This is a genomic window from Acidovorax sp. 93 (assembly GCF_003633835.1).
Classification (GTDB): Bacteria; Pseudomonadota; Gammaproteobacteria; order Burkholderiales; family Burkholderiaceae_C; genus Acidovorax; species Acidovorax facilis.
In genome coordinates this window covers 3,600,435-3,622,638 of the sequence record NZ_RBIT01000001.1, presented here as the reverse complement: position 1 = coordinate 3,622,638, position 22,204 = coordinate 3,600,435, and the positions used below count along the sequence as shown (strand labels likewise).

At 65.2% G+C, this 22,204-nt stretch carries 18 protein-coding genes and 1 pseudogene; all 19 read left to right on the top strand.

What is annotated here, in order from left to right; all coding sequences use genetic code 11:
• The first annotated feature begins 64 nt into the window (after window positions 1-64).
• Entirely contained in the window at window positions 65-688 is a 624-nt protein-coding gene (locus C8C93_RS16450) for a lytic transglycosylase domain-containing protein (protein ID WP_370109638.1), read from the top strand.
• A 220-nt stretch (window positions 689-908) separates the two neighbouring features.
• Window positions 909-2,011, top strand: a pseudogene (locus C8C93_RS16445) (glycosyltransferase family 4 protein).
• 84 nt (window positions 2,012-2,095) lie between these two features.
• A complete protein-coding gene (gene argB, locus C8C93_RS16440; protein ID WP_055396782.1) occupies window positions 2,096-2,986 on the top strand; it encodes an acetylglutamate kinase in 891 nt (296 codons plus the stop codon).
• Between the two features lie 173 nt (window positions 2,987-3,159).
• Window positions 3,160-3,852 (top strand): response regulator transcription factor, encoded by a 693-nt coding sequence (locus tag C8C93_RS16435; RefSeq protein ID WP_055396780.1) that lies wholly within the window; start codon window positions 3,160-3,162, stop codon window positions 3,850-3,852.
• Window positions 3,853-3,942: 90 nt separating this feature from the next.
• The gene (locus tag C8C93_RS16430) at window positions 3,943-5,394 is read left to right on the top strand and encodes a sensor histidine kinase (protein ID WP_055396913.1); all 1,452 of its coding nucleotides are present in this window, start codon (window positions 3,943-3,945) and stop codon (window positions 5,392-5,394) included.
• 177 nt (window positions 5,395-5,571) lie between these two features.
• Entirely contained in the window at window positions 5,572-6,234 is a 663-nt protein-coding gene (gene slmA, locus C8C93_RS16425; RefSeq protein WP_121422251.1) for a nucleoid occlusion factor SlmA, read from the top strand.
• A gap of 190 nt (window positions 6,235-6,424) precedes the next feature.
• Window positions 6,425-7,171, top strand: coding sequence for a TetR/AcrR family transcriptional regulator (locus C8C93_RS16420; protein ID WP_121507601.1), 747 nt, complete (start codon window positions 6,425-6,427; stop codon window positions 7,169-7,171).
• A gap of 4 nt (window positions 7,172-7,175) precedes the next feature.
• Complete coding sequence (locus C8C93_RS16415) at window positions 7,176-8,972, top strand: acyl-CoA dehydrogenase C-terminal domain-containing protein (RefSeq protein ID WP_121507600.1); 1,797 nt, start codon at window positions 7,176-7,178, stop codon at window positions 8,970-8,972.
• A 44-nt stretch (window positions 8,973-9,016) separates the two neighbouring features.
• Window positions 9,017-9,454, top strand: a complete 438-nt coding sequence (locus C8C93_RS16410; RefSeq protein ID WP_121507599.1) for a DUF2147 domain-containing protein — start codon at window positions 9,017-9,019, stop codon at window positions 9,452-9,454.
• A 67-nt stretch (window positions 9,455-9,521) separates the two neighbouring features.
• Window positions 9,522-11,924, top strand: coding sequence for a 3-hydroxyacyl-CoA dehydrogenase/enoyl-CoA hydratase family protein (locus tag C8C93_RS16405; protein WP_121507598.1), 2,403 nt, complete (start codon window positions 9,522-9,524; stop codon window positions 11,922-11,924).
• Between the two features lie 32 nt (window positions 11,925-11,956).
• On the top strand, window positions 11,957-12,466 hold the full coding sequence (locus C8C93_RS16400) for a DUF4442 domain-containing protein (RefSeq protein ID WP_121507597.1): 510 nt from the start codon (window positions 11,957-11,959) through the stop codon (window positions 12,464-12,466).
• A gap of 12 nt (window positions 12,467-12,478) precedes the next feature.
• On the top strand, window positions 12,479-13,678 hold the full coding sequence (locus tag C8C93_RS16395) for an acetyl-CoA C-acyltransferase (protein ID WP_116748882.1): 1,200 nt from the start codon (window positions 12,479-12,481) through the stop codon (window positions 13,676-13,678).
• A 288-nt stretch (window positions 13,679-13,966) separates the two neighbouring features.
• Complete coding sequence (locus tag C8C93_RS16390) at window positions 13,967-14,857, top strand: alpha/beta fold hydrolase (RefSeq protein WP_121507596.1); 891 nt, start codon at window positions 13,967-13,969, stop codon at window positions 14,855-14,857.
• Between the two features lie 27 nt (window positions 14,858-14,884).
• Window positions 14,885-15,757 carry an acyl-CoA thioesterase II gene (locus tag C8C93_RS16385; protein WP_121507595.1) on the top strand — a complete coding sequence of 291 codons (873 nt, stop codon included), beginning with the start codon at window positions 14,885-14,887 and terminating at the stop codon, window positions 15,755-15,757.
• A 74-nt stretch (window positions 15,758-15,831) separates the two neighbouring features.
• Window positions 15,832-16,608, top strand: coding sequence for an enoyl-CoA hydratase (locus tag C8C93_RS16380; RefSeq protein WP_121507594.1), 777 nt, complete (start codon window positions 15,832-15,834; stop codon window positions 16,606-16,608).
• 1,087 nt (window positions 16,609-17,695) lie between these two features.
• Entirely contained in the window at window positions 17,696-18,445 is a 750-nt protein-coding gene (locus C8C93_RS16375) for a TetR/AcrR family transcriptional regulator (protein WP_121507593.1), read from the top strand.
• Between the two features lie 28 nt (window positions 18,446-18,473).
• A complete protein-coding gene (locus tag C8C93_RS16370) occupies window positions 18,474-19,403 on the top strand; it encodes an SDR family oxidoreductase (RefSeq protein WP_121507592.1) in 930 nt (309 codons plus the stop codon).
• Window positions 19,400-21,013 carry an acyl-CoA carboxylase subunit beta gene (locus C8C93_RS16365; protein ID WP_121507591.1) on the top strand — a complete coding sequence of 538 codons (1,614 nt, stop codon included), beginning with the start codon at window positions 19,400-19,402 and terminating at the stop codon, window positions 21,011-21,013. Before C8C93_RS16370 ends, C8C93_RS16365 begins: the two co-directional genes overlap by 4 nt.
• A 23-nt stretch (window positions 21,014-21,036) precedes the next feature.
• Window positions 21,037-22,167: a DNA alkylation repair protein gene (locus tag C8C93_RS16360; protein ID WP_121507590.1), complete on the top strand. Its 1,131-nt coding sequence runs from the start codon at window positions 21,037-21,039 to the stop codon at window positions 22,165-22,167.
• The last annotated feature ends 37 nt before the right edge of the window (window positions 22,168-22,204 follow it).

Below are 22,204 nucleotides of genomic sequence, written 5' to 3'. Positions count from 1 at the left end.
TCTGTTTTGGAAGGAGTCTGACGAGCGCGATCTCCCATCGCTTGGGACGGTCATGCGTGGTGTCATGCTCTTGGTTTTTCTGGTTGGGGGATGGTTGCCGTCCTCCTGGGCGAACCAGGTGTGGGAGTTTGTGGATGGGGAGGGCGTAACCCACATCGGCAATGTGCCTCCTTCGGCGGCTACGCGGGGTGTGATCTGGCTCAGCCGTGTGCCTCCCGCCTCGGTGGTGAAGGGCAAGGATCGCAGCCCCTCTGCACTGCAGTTTCCGGGCTATGACGACGTCAAGCAGCACCTGGAAGCGGCGGCGGTGGCGCAGTCGCTGGACCCCGCATTTGTGATTGCCGTCGCGGCAGCAGAGTCGGCCTTCAATGTGAAAGCCGTTTCGCGCAAAGGTGCGTTGGGGCTGATGCAGGTCATGCCGGCAACGGCTGAGCGTTATGGGGTTGCAGCGCGCCCTTCGTCAGACGGAGAGCATGCCGCGATGGAACCCAAAGTGAATGCGCAGATTGGCACCCGCTACCTGGCCGATCTGCTGCGTATGTTCGATGGCGACAAGGAACTGGCGCTGGCGGCGTACAACGCCGGGGAAGGTGCCGTGATCAAGTATGGTCGGCGCATCCCTCCGTATCCCGAAACACAGCAGTACGTGGAAAAGGTGATGCGTTTTTACCGTGGCTTGCTTCGGTAGTGGCCCCGGGTTCTGACCGCATGAACCTCTCCATGGCCCCCTCGGGGTTGTCGGGGGGACGGCCTGATTCAGGCTCGGACCTTCGTGGTGGCGTCTTGCCAGGGGCTGCCCACATGGCGTCCTTGCAGCATGCCAACAGCCCCAGCCCGCTGGGATGGGGCTGCGTGGATAGCGCTTTCTTACAGGCACTGGGACCGAGTGCGGGTACCATCGGCCGCTCATGATCTGGTTATCTGTGGTGGCATTCATCGTTGCAGCGTTGGCGGCAGGGTTCATCGTGCGGTGGATGCACAGCCACGCTTCCGTGTACGGCAACGGCATGCCTCAACGCTTTCATCTGGGGGACGTTCCCCGCTTGGGGGGGCCGCATTGCTGCTGGGCATTGGGTGCAGTTGGGGCCTTGGTGTTCTTCAATCTACCCATTGGGGTGATCCCGGCTCGCTGAAGCTCGGAGCTTGGGTGGGGGGCTGGCTGGTGGCCTTGCTGCCCGCCGCGCTGGGCGGCATTGCGGAGGACATGACCCAGCGCCTGTCCGTGCGTTACCGGTTGAGCCTGACCGGTGCATCCGGCGCTCTGGCGGTGATCCTGCTGGATCTGACCTTGCCGCGCATGGGGTGGCCCTGGCTGGATTCTTTGCTGGCCGCTGCTCCCTGGCTGGGCGTTGCGGTGGTTGTTCTGGCGGTTGCGGGACTTCCCCATGCGTTCAACATCATTGATGGCTACAACGGCCTGGCGGGCATGGTGGCTCTGATCGTCTGTCTGGCGCTGGCCCATGTGGCCCTGCAGGTGGGGGACCGTGCGCTGGCGGCGCTGTTGGTGTCCACGGCGGCGGCGACGGGAGGGTTTCTGGTCTGGAACTACCCGCGCGGCATGCTGTTCGCGGGAGATGGCGGTGCCTACGTGTGGGGCGGCGTGATTGCCCTGGCCAGCATTTCCCTGGTGCAGCGCAACGCCGATGTTTCGCCCTGGTTCCCCATGCTTTTGTTGATCTACCCCGTCTGGGAAACGATCTTCTCGATTTACCGCAAGACCGTGCGGGGCGTTTCCCCCGGCGTGGCCGATGCGCTGCACTTTCACCAATTGATTTACCGTCGCATTGTTCGGGGTGTCTTCCATGACGATGAATCGCGCAGGGTGTTGATGCGCAATAACCGCACATCCCCCTACCTGTGGGGCTTCACCTTGCTGACGGTGGTGCCTGCGGTACTGTTCTGGAGCAATACCCCACTGCTGATGGCGTTTTGCGGCCTGTTCGTCATCAGCTATGTGATGGCCTACCTGGCCATTGTGCGTTTCAAGGTACCCAACTGGTTGCGCCACTGACGGCGGGTGTGCTGGCAAACCCAGCGCGCCGCGCGAATGCGGCACAATTTGCGCCTTACCGTTTTCTCTGGATGGCCCGCCTCCATGACCGACCTTCTTTCGATTGCCCCGCGCGACAAGGCTGAAATCCTGGCCCAGGCGCTGCCTTACATCCGCAAGTTCCATGGCAAGACCATGGTCATCAAATATGGCGGCAACGCCATGACCGACCCCGCGCTGCAGGCCGACTTTGCCGAGGACGTGGTGCTGCTCAAGCTCGTGGGCATGAATCCCGTGGTCGTGCACGGCGGCGGACCTCAGATTGAGACGGCGCTGAACCGCCTGGGCAAGAAGGGCGAGTTCATCCAGGGCATGCGCGTGACCGATGCTGAGACCATGGAAGTGGTCGAGTGGGTGCTGGCCGGCGAGGTGCAGCAGGACATCGTGGGCCTGATCAACCAGGCCGGCGGCAAGGCCGTGGGCCTGACGGGGCGCGACGGCGGCATGATCCGTGCGCAGAAGCTCAAGATGGTGGACAACAAGAACCCGTCCATCGAGCACGATGTGGGGCAGGTGGGAGACATCGTCTCCATCGATCCGAGTGTGGTCAAGGCGCTGCAGGACGACGCCTTCATCCCCGTCATCAGCCCCATCGGCTTTGGTGAGAACAACGAGAGCTACAACATCAACGCCGACGTGGTCGCCAGCAAGCTGGCCACGGTGCTGCAAGCTGAAAAACTGATGCTGTTGACCAACACGCCCGGCGTGCTGGACAAGGCGGGCAATCTGCTCACAGACCTGACGGCCCGCGAGATCGATGCGCTGTTTGCCGACGGCACCATCTCTGGCGGCATGCTGCCCAAGATTGCGGGAGCGCTGGATGCTGCCAAGGCCGGCGTGAACGCAGTGCACATCATTGATGGGCGTGTGCCGCACGCCATGCTGCTCGAAATCCTGACCGACCAGGCCTACGGGACCATGATTCGTAGCCATTGAAATGGTCCATCCCTCTGAGTCGCTTCTCGCCTTCTCCCTTCTTTCGCTTCGCGGGGTGGGTGACGTCGCCAGCGCCAGCACAGGGTATTGGCTGTCCTTGCGCGGCGGCCGCCGGATGAGGCTGCGCCAGCCTATCGGGCATGCGGCTATGCACAGCGAACAAGTGGGTTGATATGCGACTCTTGCTGGTCGAAGACGATGTGATGGTTGCCAGCGGCATCAAGCTGGGGTTGACCGACGCGGGGTACGCCGTGGATTGGGTCGGAAGCGGTGAGCGCGCCGAAGAGGTGCTGCGCACCGAGTCGTTCGACGCGGCCATCATCGATATCGGCCTGCCGGCCATGGATGGGCTGGAACTCACCCGCCGCCTGCGCCGCCCTGATATGGCAAGCCCCGCCCTGCCGGTGCTGATCCTCACCGCGCGCGATGCACTGCACGACCGCGTGCAGGGGCTGGACCTCGGGGCTGACGACTACATGGTCAAGCCCTTCGAGTTGCCTGAACTGCTGGCACGCCTGCGCGCCCTGCTGCGCCGCTCGCAGGCCGCGACCACAGCGGTGTTGAGCTTTGGTCCGCTGGAGCTGGACACGGCTGGCCGTCGCGCCAGCATCCGTACCGGGGACGGGGAGCAGGTCATTGAGCTCGGTCCGCGTGAATGGACTGTGCTGGAGTACCTGCTCATCAATGCCCCCAAGCCTGCCAGCAAGGACAAGCTTCTGCAGGCTCTGACGGGTTGGGACAAGGAGATCACGCCCAACGCGGTGGAGGTCTACGTCTCCCGGCTGCGTGGCAAACTGGAGCCGCATGGCGTGGCGCTGCGTTCGATCCGTGGGTTCGGCTATCGGCTTGAACTCCAGGCCGCCTGAGCGGAACCGGCCGGGCTGAAGCCGTCGGTAAGGATCATGATGACGCCGCCGGACCGAGCCATCCCTTCCCCACGGCCCGGCCTGCGTGCCATGACCTCCGACCTGCGCAATCGGCTGCTGATCTTGCTGGTGCTGCCTTTGTGCGCGCTGGCCTTGGTGGGCGTATGGCTCGACTACCGCTCGGCCGACGAGGCCGCCGGGCGGCACGACCAGCGCCTGCTGCGGCTGTTGCCCGCACTGGCAGATTCGGTGCTGGCCCCGTCGATCCGTGACCACGAGCCGCCCTTGCTGCTGCTGGCGCCTCCGGTCGAAGACTTTCTGCGCCAGAACACCGGGTTTGCGGGTTACAGCGTGCGCGACATCTCTGGACGCCTGCTGCTGGGCGACGACTGGGTGCACAGTGCCGTGCCCACCACCCATGCGCCCGAATTCCACAGCGTTGAGTTTGGCGGGGTGACCTATAGGGTGGCGGTGCAGCGTGGTCGCACCGGTGCTGGCGAACTGGTGGTGGCGCTGGCCGACGGGTCTGACCCGCGCCAGCAATGGGCGCAGCAGCTCCTGCTGCGGGTGCTGCTGCCCAACCTGGTGCTGGTGGCCGCCGCCGCGCTGGCCATCCACTGGGCTGTGGGCCGGGCCTTCAAACCGCTGGTGGACTTGGCCGAAGCGGTGGAACACCGTTCGCCGCGTGACCTGAGCCCTATCGACGAAGCCTCGTCGCCCGCCGAGGTGCGCCCGCTCGTGCACTCGCTCAACCGCCTGTTTGCACTGGTCAATGCGCAGGCGGAAGGGCAGCGCCGCTTTGTGGCCGATGCGGCGCACCAGCTGCGCACCCCGCTGGCGGGCCTGCAGGCACAGGTCGAAGCCTGGGCCATGATGGCCAAGGCGGCGGCACCACCCCGGGTGTCCTTGTCAAATTTTGAGGGAAAATTGCCGCTAGCGCATGATGGGCAAGCGAAAGGTGCTATTGTTTTAGGAGTTGACCAGATCGAGAAGCTGCGCAATGCCACGCGCCGCACTTCGCAGCTTGCCCACCAGCTGCTGGCACTGTCGCGCGCCGATGCGCGCAGCCTGGACGCGCAGCCGCCCCAGCGTGTAGACCTCAAGGACCTGTGCGAAACCCTGCTGGAGACCTTTCTCGACCCAGCCACCGGCAAGGGGCTGGACCTGGGGCTGGAAGTCCAGCCCGTGCATGTCACCGGCCATGGCTGGTTGCTGCGCGAGTTGTTGTCCAACCTGGTGGACAACGCCATCAAGTACACCCCGGCGGGCGGCATTGTGACCATACGCTGTGGCATGCGCCAAGGGCGCGCAGGGCCGCCACGTGTGTTCATCGAGGTGGAAGACGATGGGCCTGGCGTGCCCGATGCCGAGCGAGGGCGCGTCATGCAGCGTTTTTACCGGGTGCCCGGTACGGTGGGCGAGGGCACGGGGCTTGGGCTTGCCATTGCCGACGAAATTGCGCGCGTGCACCGCGCTGCCCTCACGCTGGGCACCGGCCCGCTGGGGCACGGCCTGCTGGTGACTGTGGTGTTTCCGCTGTAAATCGGCGTAGCGGTAGCTGCTCTCGCCCGTGCCCATGGGGCCGCCCCAGGGCCTGTGCGAGAATCATTTCCACACATGATTTACGCCCTGCCGCAGGCCGGTGCATGCCCACCTGGCATGTGAACCCGGCGCAGTGTGCCCTTGGCCGCATGGCCTTACCCCAGCCCTTGTTCCTGCATGTCTGAACTTTCGCCCCTACCCGAGCCAGCCAGTACCGACGACGGGGGCGAAACTCCGGCTGCGCGCAAACGGCCCAAGCCGGGTGAGCGGCGCGTACAGATCCTGCAAGCGCTGGCGGCCATGCTCGAGCAACCCGGGGCAGAGCGCATCACCACCGCCGCGTTGGCGGCGCGTCTTTCTGTCAGCGAGGCCGCGTTGTACCGCCACTTCGCCAGCAAGGCGCAGATGTTCGAAGGGTTGATCGACTTCATCGAGCAGACCGTGTTCACCCTGGTCCAGCAGATTACCGGCCGCGATGTACCCGATCCGGACCAGTCTGCCGAAGTGGGCACGCGCCAGGCTGCGCGCATCGTGGCGTTGCTACTGCAGTTTGGCGAGCGCAACCCCGGCATGGTGCGCGTGATGGTGGGCGATGCCCTGGTGTTTGAGCACGAGCGCCTGCAGCAGCGCATGAACCAGTTTTTTGACCGCATCGAATCCACCCTGCGCCAGTGCCTGCGCCCTGCGGTGGCGGGCTCTGCCACGCCCACTGTGGATGCCCAGGTCGCGGCTAGCGTGCTCACGGCGTTTGCCGTGGGGCGCCTGCAACGCTACGCGCGCTCGGGTTTCAAGCGCCTGCCGTCGGAACATCTGGAAGCCAGCCTGGCGCTGATTCTCTGATACCACCGCCTGGGTGCCGCCTGCCGTGGGCGGCCCTGTGGCGGGGGCGGAAGCGATGGGGTGGGGTGGGGCAGAGGGTGGCACCGCCGCAACGAATGGTTTGGGTGGGCCTCCCTATTTTTTCCGGGGGTTTTGGTCGGGCGGAGAATTTGCTGCAGAATAGAACGAACGTTCGTTTTTATTTGCCCGCATGTCCGCCACCTCTTCATCCAGCCAGGTCACCCGCATCCCGCGCGCTCGCAGCGGTACCGGCCGCGCCCTGCAAAAAGGCCAGCAAACCAAGGCGGCCATCGTCGAGGCAGCGCTGGGCCTGGCCACGCACATCGGGCTGGAAGGCCTGTCCATTGGGGCGTTGGCCGACGTCACGGGCATGAGTAAGTCGGGCGTGTTTGCCCATTTTGGCTCTCGCGAAGAGCTGCAGATCTCCGTGGTTCGTGAATACCACACGCGTTTCGAGCAGGAAGTGTTCTACCCCGCCATGTCCGCGCCGCGTGGCCTGGCCCGGCTCAGCGCCATGTTCGACAACTGGATGAAGCGCACCTCCATCGAAATCGATTCGGGCTGCATCTACATCAGCGGTGCGGTCGAATTTGATGACCGCACCGGCCCCGTGCGTGACGCGCTGGCCAGCTCGGTGCTGACCTGGCACGCCGCCATGCGCCGCGCCATCGAGCAGTGCAAGGGCCTGGGCGAGCTGCGCGCGGACACCAATGCCGAGCAGATGCTGTTCGAGATCCACGGCCTCATCCTCGCGCTGCACTACGAAGCACGCTTCCTGCAGACCCCGGGCTCCATGGCCCGGGCGGTGCAGGGCTTTCACAACATCCTGGCGCGCTACAGCGCCACACAACCAGGCGCCAGCGCAGAAGCAGCACCCGTTGCTGCTGTTGCCAAGCGGCGCAAAGTTTCCAACCAAACCACCACCTCCAAGGAGTAAACCGATGCCTACCTACACGCCGCCCCTGCGCGACATGCAATTCGTCATGCACGAAGTGCTCAAGGTCAGCGAAGAATTCAAGGCAATGCCGCCCCACGCCGAGGTGGATGTGGACACCATCAACGCCGTGATCGAAGAAGCCGGCAAGTTCGCCGCCGAGGTGACCTTCCCGCTGAACATCAGCGGCGACACCGAAGGCTGTGTGCTCGACAAGGCAACGCACGAAGTGAAGCCCCCATCGGGCTTCAAGGACGCCTACGCCAAGTACGTCGAAGGCGGCTGGGCGGCCCTCTCCTGCGACCCCGCCTACGGCGGCCAGGGCCTGCCCTTTGTGCTCAACCAGTGCCTGTACGAGATGATGAACTCGGCCAACCAGGCCTGGACGATGTACCCCGGCCTGTCGCACGGCGCCTACGAAGCCCTGCACGCCCACGGCACCGAAGAACAAAAGAAGATCTACCTGCCCAAGCTGACCAGCGGCGAGTGGACCGGCACCATGTGCCTGACCGAACCCCATTGCGGCACCGACCTGGGCCTGCTGCGCACCAAGGCCGAGCCCCAGGCCGACGGCACCTACAAGATCACCGGCAACAAGATCTTCATCAGCGCCGGCGAGCATGATTTCACCGAGAACATCGTGCACCTGGTGCTGGCCCGCCTGCCCGATGCGCCCAAGGGCAGCAAGGGCATCAGCCTGTTTGTCGTGCCCAAGTTCAAGGTGAACGCCGATGGTTCGCTGGGCGAGCGCAACCCCATCTACTGCACGGGCCTGGAGCACAAGATGGGCATCCACGGCAACGCCACGGCGCAGATCGCCATCGACGGCGCCATCGGCACCATGGTGGGCGAGCCCAACAAGGGCCTGGCCGCCATGTTCGTGATGATGAACGCCGCGCGCCTGGGCGTGGGCAACCAGTCGCTGGGCCTGACCGAAGTGGCCTACCAGAATGCACTGGCCTACGCCAAGGACCGCATCCAGATGCGCAGCCTCTCGGGCGTGAAGGCCAAGGACAAGGAAGCCGACCCCATCATCGTGCACCCCGACGTGCGCAAGATGCTGCTCACCGCCAAGGCGTACGCCGAAGGCGGCCGCGCGCTGCAGATCTTCTGCACGCTGCTGCTGGACAAGGTGCACAGCCACCCCGATGAAAAGGTGCGTGCCGAATCCGAAGAGATGGTGGCGCTGCTCACCCCCATCGTGAAGGCCTTCATCACCGACAACGGCCACATCTCCACCAACGCCTGCATGCAGGTCTTCGGCGGCCACGGCTTCATCAAGGAGTGGGGCATGGAGCAGTACGTGCGGGACAACCGCATCAACATGATCTACGAAGGCACCAACACCATCCAGTCGCTCGACCTGCTGGGCCGCAAGGTGCTGGGCAACAACGGCGCCACGCTCAAGAAGCTGGGCAAGCTGATCGGCAAGCTGGTGGAAGAAGAAGGCGTGAACGAGAAGATGGCCGAGTTCATCAACCCCGTGGCCATGCTGGGCGACCAGATGACCAAGTTCACTACCGAGATCGGCTTCAAGGGCATGCAGAACCCCGACGAAGTGGGCGCCGCCGCCGTGGACTACCTGCGCGTGGCCGGTCACCTGGTGTTCGGCTACCTGTTCGCCCGCATGGCCCAGGTCGCCCTGCGCGAGATCGCCGCTGGCAACACCGACCCGTTCTACGGCGCCAAGCTGCAGACCGCGCGCTTCTACTTTGCCAAGCTGTTCCCTGAAACCGCCACGCTGATGCGCACCGCCCGTGCTGGCAGCAAGGTGCTGATGGACACGGATCTGGCCCTGGCCTGATCGGTAGACCTGCGGATTTCAAGCTTTTTTGGCACGGAGCGCCTATGTATAAAGCGGTAGCAGCTATTGTTTTTGTAGCGTCTGCGGCACCCGTCTGGGCGCAGGCGACGCCCGAAGGCCTGTGGCGCAACATCGACGACAAGACCGGCGAGGCCAAGGCCGAAATCCGCATCCGCGACATCGGCGGCGGCGTTTTGAACGGGGCGCTGGAAAAGCGCCTGTCCAAAGACGCCAAGCCCGACGATGTCTGCGACGAATGCTCGGATGACCGCAAGGGCAAGCCCATCTTGGGCCTGGAGATCATCCGGGGTGCCAAGAAGGCTGACGGCAAAGAGGTGTGGGAAGGCGGCAAGATTCTCGACCCCGAGAACGGCCGCAACTACACCCTGCGCATGACCCCCGTCGAGGGCGGAAAGAAGCTCGAAGTGCGGGGCTCCATCGGCCCGTTTGGCCGCACGCAAACCTGGATCCGCATCCAGTAAACCCCCTTCCCGTGGCCTTGCGCGCCCCCTGCGGTGTTGCGCAACGCCCCAACCAGGAACCCAACCCATGTCCCGATTCCAAGTGAAAAAAGTCGCCGTACTCGGCGCAGGCGTGATGGGCGCGCAGATTGCCGCCCACCTCGTCAACGTGAAGGTGCCCGTGGTGCTGTTCGACCTGCCCGCCAAGGAAGGCCCCAAGAACGGCATCGTCACCAAGGCCGTCGAAGGCCTGAAAAAGCTCAAGCCCTCGCCCCTGGGCGTGGCCGACGACGCGGCGCTGATCCAGCAGGCCAACTACGAAGAGCACATGCACCTGCTCAAGGAATGCGACCTCGTGATCGAGGCCATTGCCGAGCGCATGGACTGGAAGCTCGACCTGTACACCAAGATCGCGCCCCACGTGGCCAAGCACGCCATCCTGGCGTCCAACACCTCGGGCCTGTCGATCACCAAATTGAGTGAAGTGCTGCCCGAGAGCATCAAGCCCCGTTTCTGCGGCATCCACTTCTTCAACCCCCCGCGCTACATGACGCTGGTGGAGCTGATCAACACCCCCACCACCCAGCCCGAAGTGCTGGACCAGCTCGAAGCCTTTGTGACCAGCGGCCTGGGCAAGGGCGTGGTGCGCGCGCACGACACGCCCAACTTCGTGGCCAACCGCGTGGGCATCGCCGGCATGCTGGCCACGATGAAGGAAGTCGAGAACTTCGGCCTGACCTACGACGTGGTGGACGACCTCACGGGCAAGAAGCTGGGCCGTGCATCGAGCGGCACCTTCCGCACCGCCGACGTGGTGGGCCTGGATACCATGGCCCACGTCATCAAGACGCTGCAGGACAACCTGAGCATCGAGACTGACCCGTTCTACGAAAGCTTTGGCACGCCCGCCGTGCTGAAGAAGCTGCTGGAACTGGGCAACCTGGGCCAGAAGACCAAGGCTGGTTTCTTCAAGAAGGTCGGCCGTGATGTGATGCGCTTTGAGCTGGAAAGCGAAGAGTACGTACCCGCCGGTCAGAAGGCCGACGAGGTGTACGCGCGCATGCTCAAGAAGCCCGCCGCCGAACGTCTGCGCCTGCTGCGCAACGCTGAAGGCGCGCCCGGCCAGTTCCTCTGGGCCATTCTGCGCAATAGCTTCCACTACGCCGCCGTGCACCTGGGCACCATTGCCGACAATGCCCGCGACGTGGACCAGGCCATGCGCTGGGGCTTTGGCATGAAGCAGGGCCCCTTCGAGCTGTGGCAAGAAGCCGGCTGGCTCGAAGTCGCGAAGATGATCCAGGAGGACATCGACGCTGGCAAGGCCCTGTGCAAGGCGCCGCTGCCCGAGTGGGTCTTCAAGGGCCCCGTGGCCGAGGCCGGTGGCGTGCACACCGCGCAGGGTTCGTGGAGCGCATCGCGCGGCCAATTTGTGCCCCGCCGCAAGCTGCCCGTGTACGAGCGCCAGATCTTCCCCGAGGCTCTGCTGGGCGAAACCAGCCTGCCCGACTGGCGCACCGCTGGCACCACCATTGCCGAATCGAAAGCCCTGCGTACCTGGACGCTGGACGGCCAAGTGCTCATCGCCAGCATCAAGAACAAGATGCACGCCATCAGCCCCGAGGTGATGGAAGCGCTGATGGAAGCGCTGGAACTGGCCGAGTCTGAATACCAGGGCATGGTCATCTGGTCCGGCGATGCACCGTTCAGTGTGGGCGCCGACCTGGAAGCCACCATGCCTGCCTTCATGGTCGGCGGCGCCGATGCGGTGGAAAGCATCGAGCAAGAACTGCAGAACCTGATGCTGCGCATCCGCTACGCGCAGGTGCCCGTCGTCGCTGCCATCCACGGCATGGCGCTGGGCGGTGGTTGCGAGCTGGCCGTGTATTCGGCCAAGCGCGTGGCGCACATGGAAAGCTACATCGGCCTGGTCGAAGTGGGCGTGGGCCTGGTGCCCGGCGCCGGCGGCCTGACCTACATTGCCCGCCGCGCGGCCGAGAACATGGCTGCTTCGACGAGCAAGGACCTGCTGCCCTTCCTGACCGAAGGCTTCACCGCCGCCGCCATGGCCAAGGTGGGCACCAGCGCGCTCGAATCGCGCAAGCTGGGCTACCTGCTGGACAGCGACGTGATCGTGCCCCACAAGGATGAGCTGCTGTTCGTGGCCATCAACGAAGCCAAGTCCATGGCCGCGAGCGGCTGGCGTGCGCCGCACAAGCGCCTGTTCCCCGTGGCGGGCCGCAGCGGTCTGGCCACCATCAAGGCCCAGCTGGTGAACATGCGCGACGGCGGCTTCATCAGCGCCTATGACTTCAAGGTCGGCGCCATGATCGCCGAGGTGGTCTGTGGTGGCGATGTAGATGCCGGCTCGATGGTGAGCGAGGAATACCTGCTCACGCTGGAGCGCAAGGTGTTCTGCCACCTGATCGCCCAGCCCAAGACGCATGAGCGCATCCTGGGCATGTTGTCCACCGGCAAGCCGGTTCGCAACTGATCCGGACGTCGATGGATAACCGGTAGACCGACATGAGCGAACACGCCCCCAACAAATTGCAGCGCTCGCTGATGCGCTTGGACGAGGCCCCCGCGTTCATGCGCGGGTTCGTGCAGAACATCATCCTGCGCCGGGCTGTGCCCTTTACCGGCACGGCCGGGGTGAAGTTCGTGTCGCTCACGCCTGAGCGGGTCGAAGTGCATCTTGCCAACGAGCACCGTGTGCAAAACCACATTGGTGGTGTGCACGCCTCGGCCATGAACCTGCTGGCCGAAACGGCCACCGGCATGGTCGTGGGCATGAACGTGCGCGACGACTGCCTGCCGCTGGCCAAGGAGCTGAGCATGGCGTTCAAGAAGCGAGCCACGGGCGGCCTCAAAGCCGTGGCCACGCTGACCGCCGAGCAGCGCGCCGCCATGTTGGCCAGCGACAAAGGCGAGGTGCAGGTGAAAGTCACCGTGACCGACGAAACCGGTGTGGAGCCGGTCGAATGTGTATTTACGTGGGCCTGGGTTCCTTCCAGCCGCCCCCCCAAGAATTGAAGGAGTTTCACCATGGCTCAAAAACAAGTCCAGGACGCCTACATCGTCGCCGCCACGCGCACGCCCATCGGGCGCTCGGGCCGCGGCTATTTCAAGAACACCCGGCCTGACGACCTGCTGGTCGCCGCCATCAAGAGCGCCATGCTGCAGGTGCCCACGCTGGACCCCAAGGCGATTGAAGACGCCATCATTGGCTGCTCCTTCCCCGAAGGCGAGCAGGGCATGAACATGGCCCGCATTGCCGTGGGCCTGGCATTCGACCACCCTGTGGGCGGCGTGACCGTGAACCGCTTTTGCGCATCGGGCATCACCGCGCTGCAGATGGCGGCTGACCGCATCCGCGTGGGCGAGGCCGACGTGCTGATCGCCGGCGGCGCCGAGTCCATGAGTCTGGTGCCCATGGGCGGCAACAAGCCCTCGTTCAACGCCGAGATTTTTGCCAAGGACGAAAACGTGGGCATCGCCTACGGCATGGGCCTGACCGCCGAAAAGGTAGCCCAGCAGTGGAAGGTGAGCCGCGAAGCTCAAGACGCGTTCGCCCTCGAATCCCACCTGCGTGCCATCAAGGCGCAAAAGGCCGGTGAGTTCAGCGACGAAATCACGCCCTTCGAAATCGTGGAGCGTTCGCCCAACCTCGCTACCGGCGAAGTGGTGGAAAAGCGCCGCACCGTGAGCCTGGACGAAGGCCCTCGCCCCGACACGTCCCTGGAAGGCCTGGCCAAGCTCAAGCCTGTGTTTGCGGCGCGCGGCAGTGTCACGGCGGGCAACAGCTCGCAGACCAGCGATGGCGCGGGTGCACTGATCGTGGCCAGCGAAAAGGCCGTGAAGCAGTTTGGCCTTACACCTCTGGCGCGTTTTGTGAGCTACGCGGCGCGTGGCGTGCCGCCAGAGATCATGGGCATTGGGCCTATCGAAGCGATTCCTGCGGCGCTGCGGTATGCGGGGCTCAAGAGCGATGACATTGGCTGGTACGAGCTGAACGAAGCGTTTGCGGCCCAGTCGCTGGCGGTGATCAATACGCTGGGCCTGAACCCTGCGAACGTGAACCCAATGGGTGGCGCGATTGCATTGGGGCACCCGCTGGGCGCTACCGGTGCTATCCGTGCGGCGACGGTGGTGCATGCGCTGCGTCGGCACAAGCTGAAGTACGGCATGGTCACGATGTGTGTAGGTACCGGCCAAGGCGCCGCCGGCATCATCGAAGCTCTTTGAGTTAGCTGGCTACTGCGCGGGCCATCTGCGTCGTTGGGCGGTGCTCGGAATCCTCACGTACAGGAAGTACGTTCCGGTTCCTGTGCTCCGTCCGCCTAGCAGCTGATCCCGCTCGCTACGCCCTTGAGGGTGGGGTATGAAGGCAGGGGGAAGTGCGGTGATAGACGTTGGTTGCTCTCACTGACCCCCAACCCGTTCGGGCTGAGCCTGTCGAAGCCGGGGCCCATCCTCAGCGATAGTTTTCTTTTTCAAGCCGACGCAGATCGGTTTCGACACAAGGAGACAGACATGAACAAGCAAACCTTGCAGGTCAACGGTGCAGTGTCGCTGGCACTGCGTGTCTACGAACCCGAGGGCGCACCACGCGCCAGCGTCGTGATCGGCGGCGCGATGGGGGTGCGGCAGTCGTATTACGAGGCCTTTGCGCTGTGGATGGCGCAGCAGGGGTTTCGGGTCACCACGTTTGACTACCGAGGCCACGGCGATTCGCTGCAGGGCGCGATGCGTGATGTGAAGGCGGATCTGTTTGACTGGGCACAGGACTACGAGGCGGTGATCTCTGCTGCCAAGGCCGCGCTGCCTGCGCAGCCGCTGTATTTGCTGGGCCATAGCCTGGGCGCGCAATTGCCAGGGCTGCTCAAGAAGCCCGAGCAGGTGGCGGGCCTGCTGAGTGTGGCCGCAGGCAGCGGCTACTGGCGTGACAACGCGCCGCAGCTCAAGCGCATCGTTCCGTATTTCTGGTGGGTGCTGGTGCCGCTGGCCACGCGGCTGTGCGGGTACTTCCCGGGGCGCACGCTCAAGAAGGTGGGCGACCTGCCTGCTGGGGTAATCCTGCAGTGGCGGCGCTGGTGTCTGGACCCCGCTTACAGCGTGGGGGCTGAGGGGCCTGCGGTGGCGCAGAGTTATGGCGCGGTGCGGTTCCCGGTGTTGGCGCTGTCGATGGCGGACGACGAGCTGATGACCTTGCGCGGCACGCACAACCTGGTGAACCTGTACGCCAACACCGAACGCCGGGTGGAGAGCATCACGCCGGCCGACCTGCAGGTGCGGCGCATTGGGCACTTTGGTTTCTTTCGCGACCAGTTTCGCCAAAGCCTGTGGCCGCGCGCAGCGGCTGCGCTGGCCACGCTGGGCGGCGGCGTAATGCCCCACGGCGAAGTCTCCGGTACGACGGCCTGAGCGGTCGTTTCGCGGCACACTTGCAGCATGACTTCCTCTTCATCCACTTCTTCGTCTGCGTCTTCGTCCTCCGCTACCCACCCGCTGGACGAGGCGCTGCAACTGACGGCCTCGTCCGATGCGACGGGCCAGTACGAAGGGCAGACCCACCCCGGCTACTGGAACATGGTGGGCCCGTTTGGCGGCATCACCGCCGCCACGCTGCTGCAGGCCGTTCTGCAACATCCCGACCGGCTGGGCGACCCGCTGTCGCTCACTGTCAACTACGCGGGCGCTTTGACCGCTGGTGCGTTCACGGTGCAGGCAACTCCTGTTCGCACCAATCGCTCCACCCAGCACTGGACGCTGTCGATCCTGCAGGCCGGTGCCGACGGCGCGCAGGTGGTTACCACCACGGCCACCGCCGTCACGGCCGTGCGCCGCGAGACCTGGAGCGTGGGCGATGTGCCCATGCCGCAGGTGCCACCCCCCGCAGAGCAAAAGGCCATCGTTGCCCCTTTGGGCGCTGTGGAATGGCTCAATCGCTATGAGATGCGCCCCATCGCTGGCTTCATCCCGCGCACCTGGGACGGCAGCGGCGACCACAGCCTGACGCAGCTGTGGATGCGCGACACACCACCGCGGCCGCTCGACTTCGTGGCGCTGTCCGCATTGGCCGATGTGTTCTTCCCCCGCGTGTGGCTGCGCCGCGCGCGCCAGGTGCCTGCGGGCACGGTGTCGATCACCGTGTACTTCCACACCACGGCAGAGCAGCTGCAGGCCACGGGCACGGGCTTCCTGCTCGGCCAGGCGCGCGGGCAGGAGTTCCGCAACGGATTCTTTGACCAGACCGTGCAGCTGTGGAACGAGGCTGGCACCATGCTGGCCACCAGCCACCAGATCGTTTACTACAAGGAATAGGAAGTCGGCCTATTGCCCTGTGCCGTACCGCATTCCTCTCGTCCCAATCCATCCGACCCGGAACCTTCACCACCATGACCGAAGCCACCCAAGACATCCTCGTCCACTCCGAAGCGGGCGTGACCACCATCACCTTCAATCGCGTGGACAAGAAGAACTCCATCACGCGCGACATGTACGCCGCCATGGCTGATGCGCTCGACGCCGCCAAGGCCGATGCCAGCGTGCGTGTGGTGGTGTTCCAGGGCGACGTGGCGATCTTCAGCGCGGGCAATGACATTGGCGACTTCCTGCAGCAGCCGCCTGCCACGCAGGACTCGCCGGTTTTCCGTTTTCTGCGCGGCATCGCCACCTTCCCTAAGCCCGTGATCGCCTCGGTGTGTGGCCCGGCCGTGGGCATCGGCACGACGATGCTGTTCCATTGCGACCTGGTCTATGCGGGCGACAACGCGGCGTTCTCCATGCCGTTCGTGAATTTGGGCCTGTGCCCCGAGGCCGCATCGAGCCTGCTGGTGCCGCAGATGCTGGGGTATCACCGCGCTGCGGAAGCGCTGCTGCTGGGCGAGCCTTTCATGGCCGAGGCCGCGTTGGAAGTGGGGCTGGTGAACCGCGTGGTGCCGCCCACCGAGTGCAATGGCGTCGCACAGGCGCAGGCCAAGAAGCTGGCGGCCAAGCCGTTGTCGTCGCTCATCGAAACCAAGCGGTTGATGAAGGGCGGGCAGACGGCGAAGGTGCTGGAGGTGATGGCGGAAGAGGGCGAGAGCTTTGGGCGCATGCTGCGTGAGCCTGCGGCGCGGGAGGCGTTCTCGGCTTTTATGGAGAAGAGAAAGGCTGATTTCAGCAAGAGCTGAAATCTGGCCGCCGCGATAGCGGTGCAGACCGCGTAGCGGGCTGAGCGATCTTTCGCTAAAAGCGCCGTCCGGACTTCAGCGCGGTTTGAGTCGTTGGTTCTTAGGGTTTTTTGGCTGCTGGCGCTTCTACATAAAGCGCTGGCAGCTATTGTTTTTATAGCTCGTTCTCGCCCCATCCGTTCGGGTTGAGCCTACCGAAGCTTGTTTTGGCAGTGGCTACTGCATGCCCGTGTGGAGTGCGGGAGCCGGGAGTCGCCCGGCGTGCGAGTAACTTTCTTTTGCTTCGCCAAAAGAAAGTCACCAAAGAAAAGGCGACCCCCAGTCTGCGACCCCTTCGCTTCGCTATGGGGCAAACCTGCGTCGGGGCGGTTGCGGGGTGCGCCGTGGAACTCGCTTTGCGCTGGCGCGCGCCGCTCGGACAACCACGGCGAGTCAGTTAACGAGGCATGGGCGCTCCGACGCCCATGCTCACCCCGCAACCGCCCCGCCGTAGGCGCAGCCAGCAGGGGGTTGGGCAGCCTAACATCCAACAGCCGGACACCCCCACGGGCCTTTGCTTCGCTCGGCCTCATCTTGCGGGCGCAAGCGCCACGCGCTGCGCAGGCGGGGCCGAGCGCAGCGATGGCCCGAATGGATGTCCGATCCCGGTGGGTTCCCTTCTGTATGCGCCTGGGGCGCGCAGGGCGCGGGGTGGCATGCGCGTCGGAGCGCGCATGCTTCGTGAACTGACTCACCGCAGTTGTCCGAGCGGAGCGCCGCAGGCGCGCAGCGAGTTCTGCGGTGCACCCCGTGACCGAGCACCCCAGGTTGCCCCGCAGCGCAGCGAAGGGGTCGCAGACAGCAGGGTCGCCCTTTCTTTGGTGACTTTCTTTCGGCGACGCGAAAGAAAGTTACTCGCCTGCCGGGCGACTCCCGGCCTCCGTCCTTCGCATAGGCATGCGATCTGCTTCCAAATGAATAGCTAATGAGCCAGTGAATGCTGGCGCTCAACCTCAAAAAGCACCCGCAGCAATCATGATCAGACAAGCTATCTATTTTTACAAAGCACTTGCTTGCTAAAAATAAACAGTTTTGCTATCGTGCCTGCATGGACTCACCCGTGCCGCGCACCCGCGCCATCGCCCCCACTCTCAAGAAGCCCCCGGCCCGCCCCCGCAGCAAGGCCGTAGCGCCCCTCAACGCCAACTCGGCAACCACAACACAATCCCCCTCCGAAGAACCCCCCCGTCGCCCGCGCGGACGCCCCCGCAAAACCGCCGAAGAACTCGACGACGGTAACCGCCGCCGCAAGCTCATGGACGGCGCCGCCAAGCTGTTCCGCACCCAGGGCTTCGCCGCCACCAGCACGCGCGACATTGCTGCGGCGGCAGGCATGCACAGTGGCTCGCCCTTCTACCACTTCGAAAGCAAAAGCGCGCTGCTCTATGCCGTGATGAGCGAGGGCATGACCATGGCCACGCAAAGCCAGCAGCAGGCACTCGATGCGTTGCCCACCACGGCCACACCGCGCGAGCAGTTGCACACGCTCATTCGCCACCACTTTGAGATCCTGCTCGGGCCGCGCAGTAGCTTCATCCCCGTGATGCTTTACGAGTGGCGTTCGCTCACGCCTGCGCAGCGCAAGGGCATTGCCCGCATCAAGGACAGCTACGAGGCCACCTGGATGCCCGTGCTGGAAGCGCTGGCACAGCAGGGCGCTCTGCAGGCCGAGCCCGGTGTGGCGCGGCTGTTCATCTTTGGGGCGCTCAACTGGGCGGTGCAGTGGTTCTCGCCCAAGAAGGGCAAGTCGCTCGACGCGCTCACCGACGAGGCGCTGGCCTTGTTCATCCGTTCATAACAAATAACCCCATCAAGGCAGAGTCACCATGGCGCCCACCGCGCGCAACGCCTACCAGTCAGTGTTTGCTCCGGGCCTGTTCCAGGGCCAGGTGGTGGTCGTCACCGGCGGGGGCTCTGGCATTGGCCGGTGCACGGCGCACGAGCTGGCGCACCTGGGCGCGCATGTGGTGCTGGTGGGGCGCAAGCCTGAAAAGCTGCTGGCCGTGGCCGAAGAGATCACTGCCGATGGCGGTGGTGTGTCCTGCGAGGTGTGCGACATCCGATCCGAAGAAGGCGTGGTGGCGCTGGTGCAGCAGATCCTTGCTGCGCGGGGCCGCATCGATGCGCTGGTCAACAACGCGGGCGGGCAGTTCATGTCGCCGCTCGAATCCATCAGCGCCAAGGGCTGGGAGGCCGTGCTGCACACCAACCTCACCGGCGGCTTCCTGATGGCGCGAGAGTGCTACCGGCAGTGGATGGCGCAGCACGGCGGCTCCATCGTCAACATCGTGGCCGACATGTGGGGCTCGATGCCGGGCATGGGGCACAGCGGTGCAGCGCGCGCGGGCATGGTCAGCTTCACCGAAACCGCCGCGCTCGAATGGGCGCACAGCGGTGTGCGCGTGAACGCCGTGGCGCCGGGCTACATCGCCTCCAGCGGCATGGACAACTACCCGCCCGAGGCGGCAGACATGCTGCGTGCCATGCCGCGCACGGTGCCGCTCGGGCGCTTTGGCAACGAGGCCGAGGTGTCGGCGGCCATCACCTTTTTGCTCAGCCCGGCAGCCAGCTTCATCAGCGGCACCACGTTGCGGGTGGACGGCGCACGGCCCCAGGTGCGCATGGGCTGGCCGCAGCGCCCGCCTGGTGCCACCGCCGCTGCACACCCGGCTGTGCGGCCATTTGACGGCTTTCACCGCGCGCAGGTGCCGCAGGTGTTTGCACCTTCCCACACCCCCAAGACCGAGGCCGCATGACCGCCGTCTTCACTTCCCGATTCAACCCAGGCAGCGCCGAGGCCACCCAACGCCGCGCGGCGCTGGAGGCCCGCCTGGACGCCCTGCGCGCGCTGGAAGACCGCGCCGCCGCCGCCTCGTCCCGGTCGCTGCCCCAGTTTGAAAAACGCGGCCAGCTGCTGCCGCGCCAGCGTGTGGCGCTGCTGCTGGATGCGGGTGCGCCCTGGTTGCCGCTGTGCACGCTGGCGGGCTACCTGCAGGATGTGAAAGACCCCGAGAAGTCCGTGCCCGGCGGCGGCATGGTCGCGGGCATCGGCTTTGTCAGTGGCGTGCGCTGCATGGTGGTGGCCAGCGATTCGGGCATCGAGGCAGGGGCCATCCAGCCCATGGGCCTGGAAAAGATCTTGCGCGTGCAGGAGATCGCGCTGCAAAACCGCTTGCCGTTCATCCACCTAGTGGAGAGCGCAGGCGCCAACCTCATGCGCTACCGCGTCGAGGGCTTCGTGCACGGCGGCACGCTGTTCCGCAACCTCGCGCGGCTGTCGGCGGCGGGCATTCCGGTGATCACCGTGCAGCACGGTTCGGGCACCGCAGGCGGCGCTTACATGCCGGGGTTGTCGGATGTGGTCATCATGGTGCAGGGCCGCTCGCGCGCCTTTCTGGCCGGGCCGCCGCTGCTCATGGCTGCGACGGGCGAGATTGCGACGGAAGAGGAACTGGGCGGTGCCGAGATGCACACCGCCGTCTCGGGCCTGGGCGAATACCTGGCGCAGGACGACCGCGAGGCCATTGGCCTGGCGCGCGATGTGGTGGCGCAGCTGGGGTGGGGCGTAGCGCTGCGACCCAGCGCACCCGGGCCCACCTTGCCCGCCGAGGACCTGCTGTCCCTGATGTCCGCCGACCTGCGCCAACCCGTGGACATGCGCGAGGTGATGGCGCGGCTGGTGGATGGCTCGGAGCTGCTCGAGTTCAAGGCCCGCTACGGCATGGCCACCGTGTGCGCGCAGGGCCACATCCAGGGCCATGCGGTGGGCTTCATCAGCAACAACGGACCCATCGATGTGGCGGGCGCCAACAAGGCTACGCACTTCATCCAGTGGATGTGCCAGCTGGGCCACCCCATCATCTACCTGCAGAACACCACGGGCTACATGGTGGGCAAGGACAGCGAGCAGGGCGGCATGATCAAGCACGGCAGCAAGATGATCCAGGCCGTGACCAACGCCACCGTGCCGCAGATCACCATCCAGTGCGGCGCCAGCTTTGGTGCGGGCAACTACGGCATGTGCGGGCGCGGCTATGCGCCGCGCTTCCTGTTCAGCTGGCCGGGTGCCAGGACAGCGGTGATGGGCGGCGAACAGGCTGCGCGCACCATGCAGATCGTGACCGAGGCGGCGCTGGCGCGCAAAGGCATCACGCCCGACCCGGCCGAATCGCAGGCCCAGTTCGACAAGATCGTTGCCATGTTCGAGGCCCAGGCCGACGCGTTCTACACCAGCGGTTTGCTGCTGGACGACGGTGTGATCGACCCGCGCGACACGCGGGCCGTGCTGGCGTTTTGCCTGGATACCTGCGCCGAGGCGCAGGCGCGCACGCTGCGGCCCCTGAGCTTTGGCGTGGCGCGGATGTAAGCGCTTCGCACGCAATCTCCCCGATGGCCGAGCCTCTCAAACACCTGCTGAACGACTCCGTGCCGCCGCGCATCGCGGCCATGGTGCGGCGCGCGTGGCGCAAGTTCGACACCACCGCGTTTCTGGAGCAAGTAGAGCCCGGCTACGAATCGCTGGAGCTGATGGCGCGCGGCCAGCGTATTGCGCAGGCCCTGCAGACCCACCTGCCGAAAGACGTGCCGCGTGCGCTGGGTGTGCTGGTCGACTCGATGGACCCACCCATGGGCCTCGATGCGGCGGGTGAGCCCGATGCGGGTGACCGCCCCTACAGCGCCTTCCTATACCTGCCCCACAGCATCTACATCGGCACACACGGCCTGCCGCATTTCGAGGCGGCCATGGCCGCGCAGCACGCGCTCACCCAGCGCTTTACGGCCGAGTTCTGCATTCGCCCCTACCTGCTGCACCACCAGGGTGCCACGCTCGCGCGGCTGCGTGACTGGGCGCAGGACGACAACGCCCACGTGCGCCGTCTGGTGAGCGAAGGCACGCGGCCCCGCCTGCCCTGGGCGCCGCGTTTGCCCGCGTTCCAAAAGGCCCCTCAGCTGGCCCTGCCGTTGCTCGATGCGCTCAAGGACGACCCATCGTCCTACGTGCGCCGCTCCGTGGCCAACCACCTGGGCGACATCGCCAAGGACCACCCCGACCTGGCCGTGGGCACCGCGCGCACCTGGCTGTTGGGCGCACCCGCCCCGCGTGAAGCCCTGGTGCGCCACGGCCTGCGTTTTCTCATCAAACTCGGCGACGCCGCTGCGCTCGATGCCCTGGGCGTGGGTCATGCCGTGGCGCTGGATGTGCGGGCCGCGCGCGTGCTACCCGCCCGCGCATGCATTGGAGACAAGGTGCGCATCGAGGTCGAACTGCACAACCCCACACCCCAGCCCCAGCGCGTGCTGGCGGACCTGAAGGTGCACTACGTCAAGGCCCACGGCGGCGCGGCGCCCAAGGTGTTCAAGCTGCAGACGCTGGACATACCGCCCGGCGCCACCGTAGCGGTGGGCAAGACGCTGTCGCTGCAGCAGATGACCACACGCACCCACTACCCCGGCGCGCACCAGGTGGAGTTGGTGCTCAACGGGCGGCCCCAGCCGCTGGGGCAATTTCAGCTTTCGTGATCGAGGTTTGCAGGCATACAAACGTACAAACGCAACA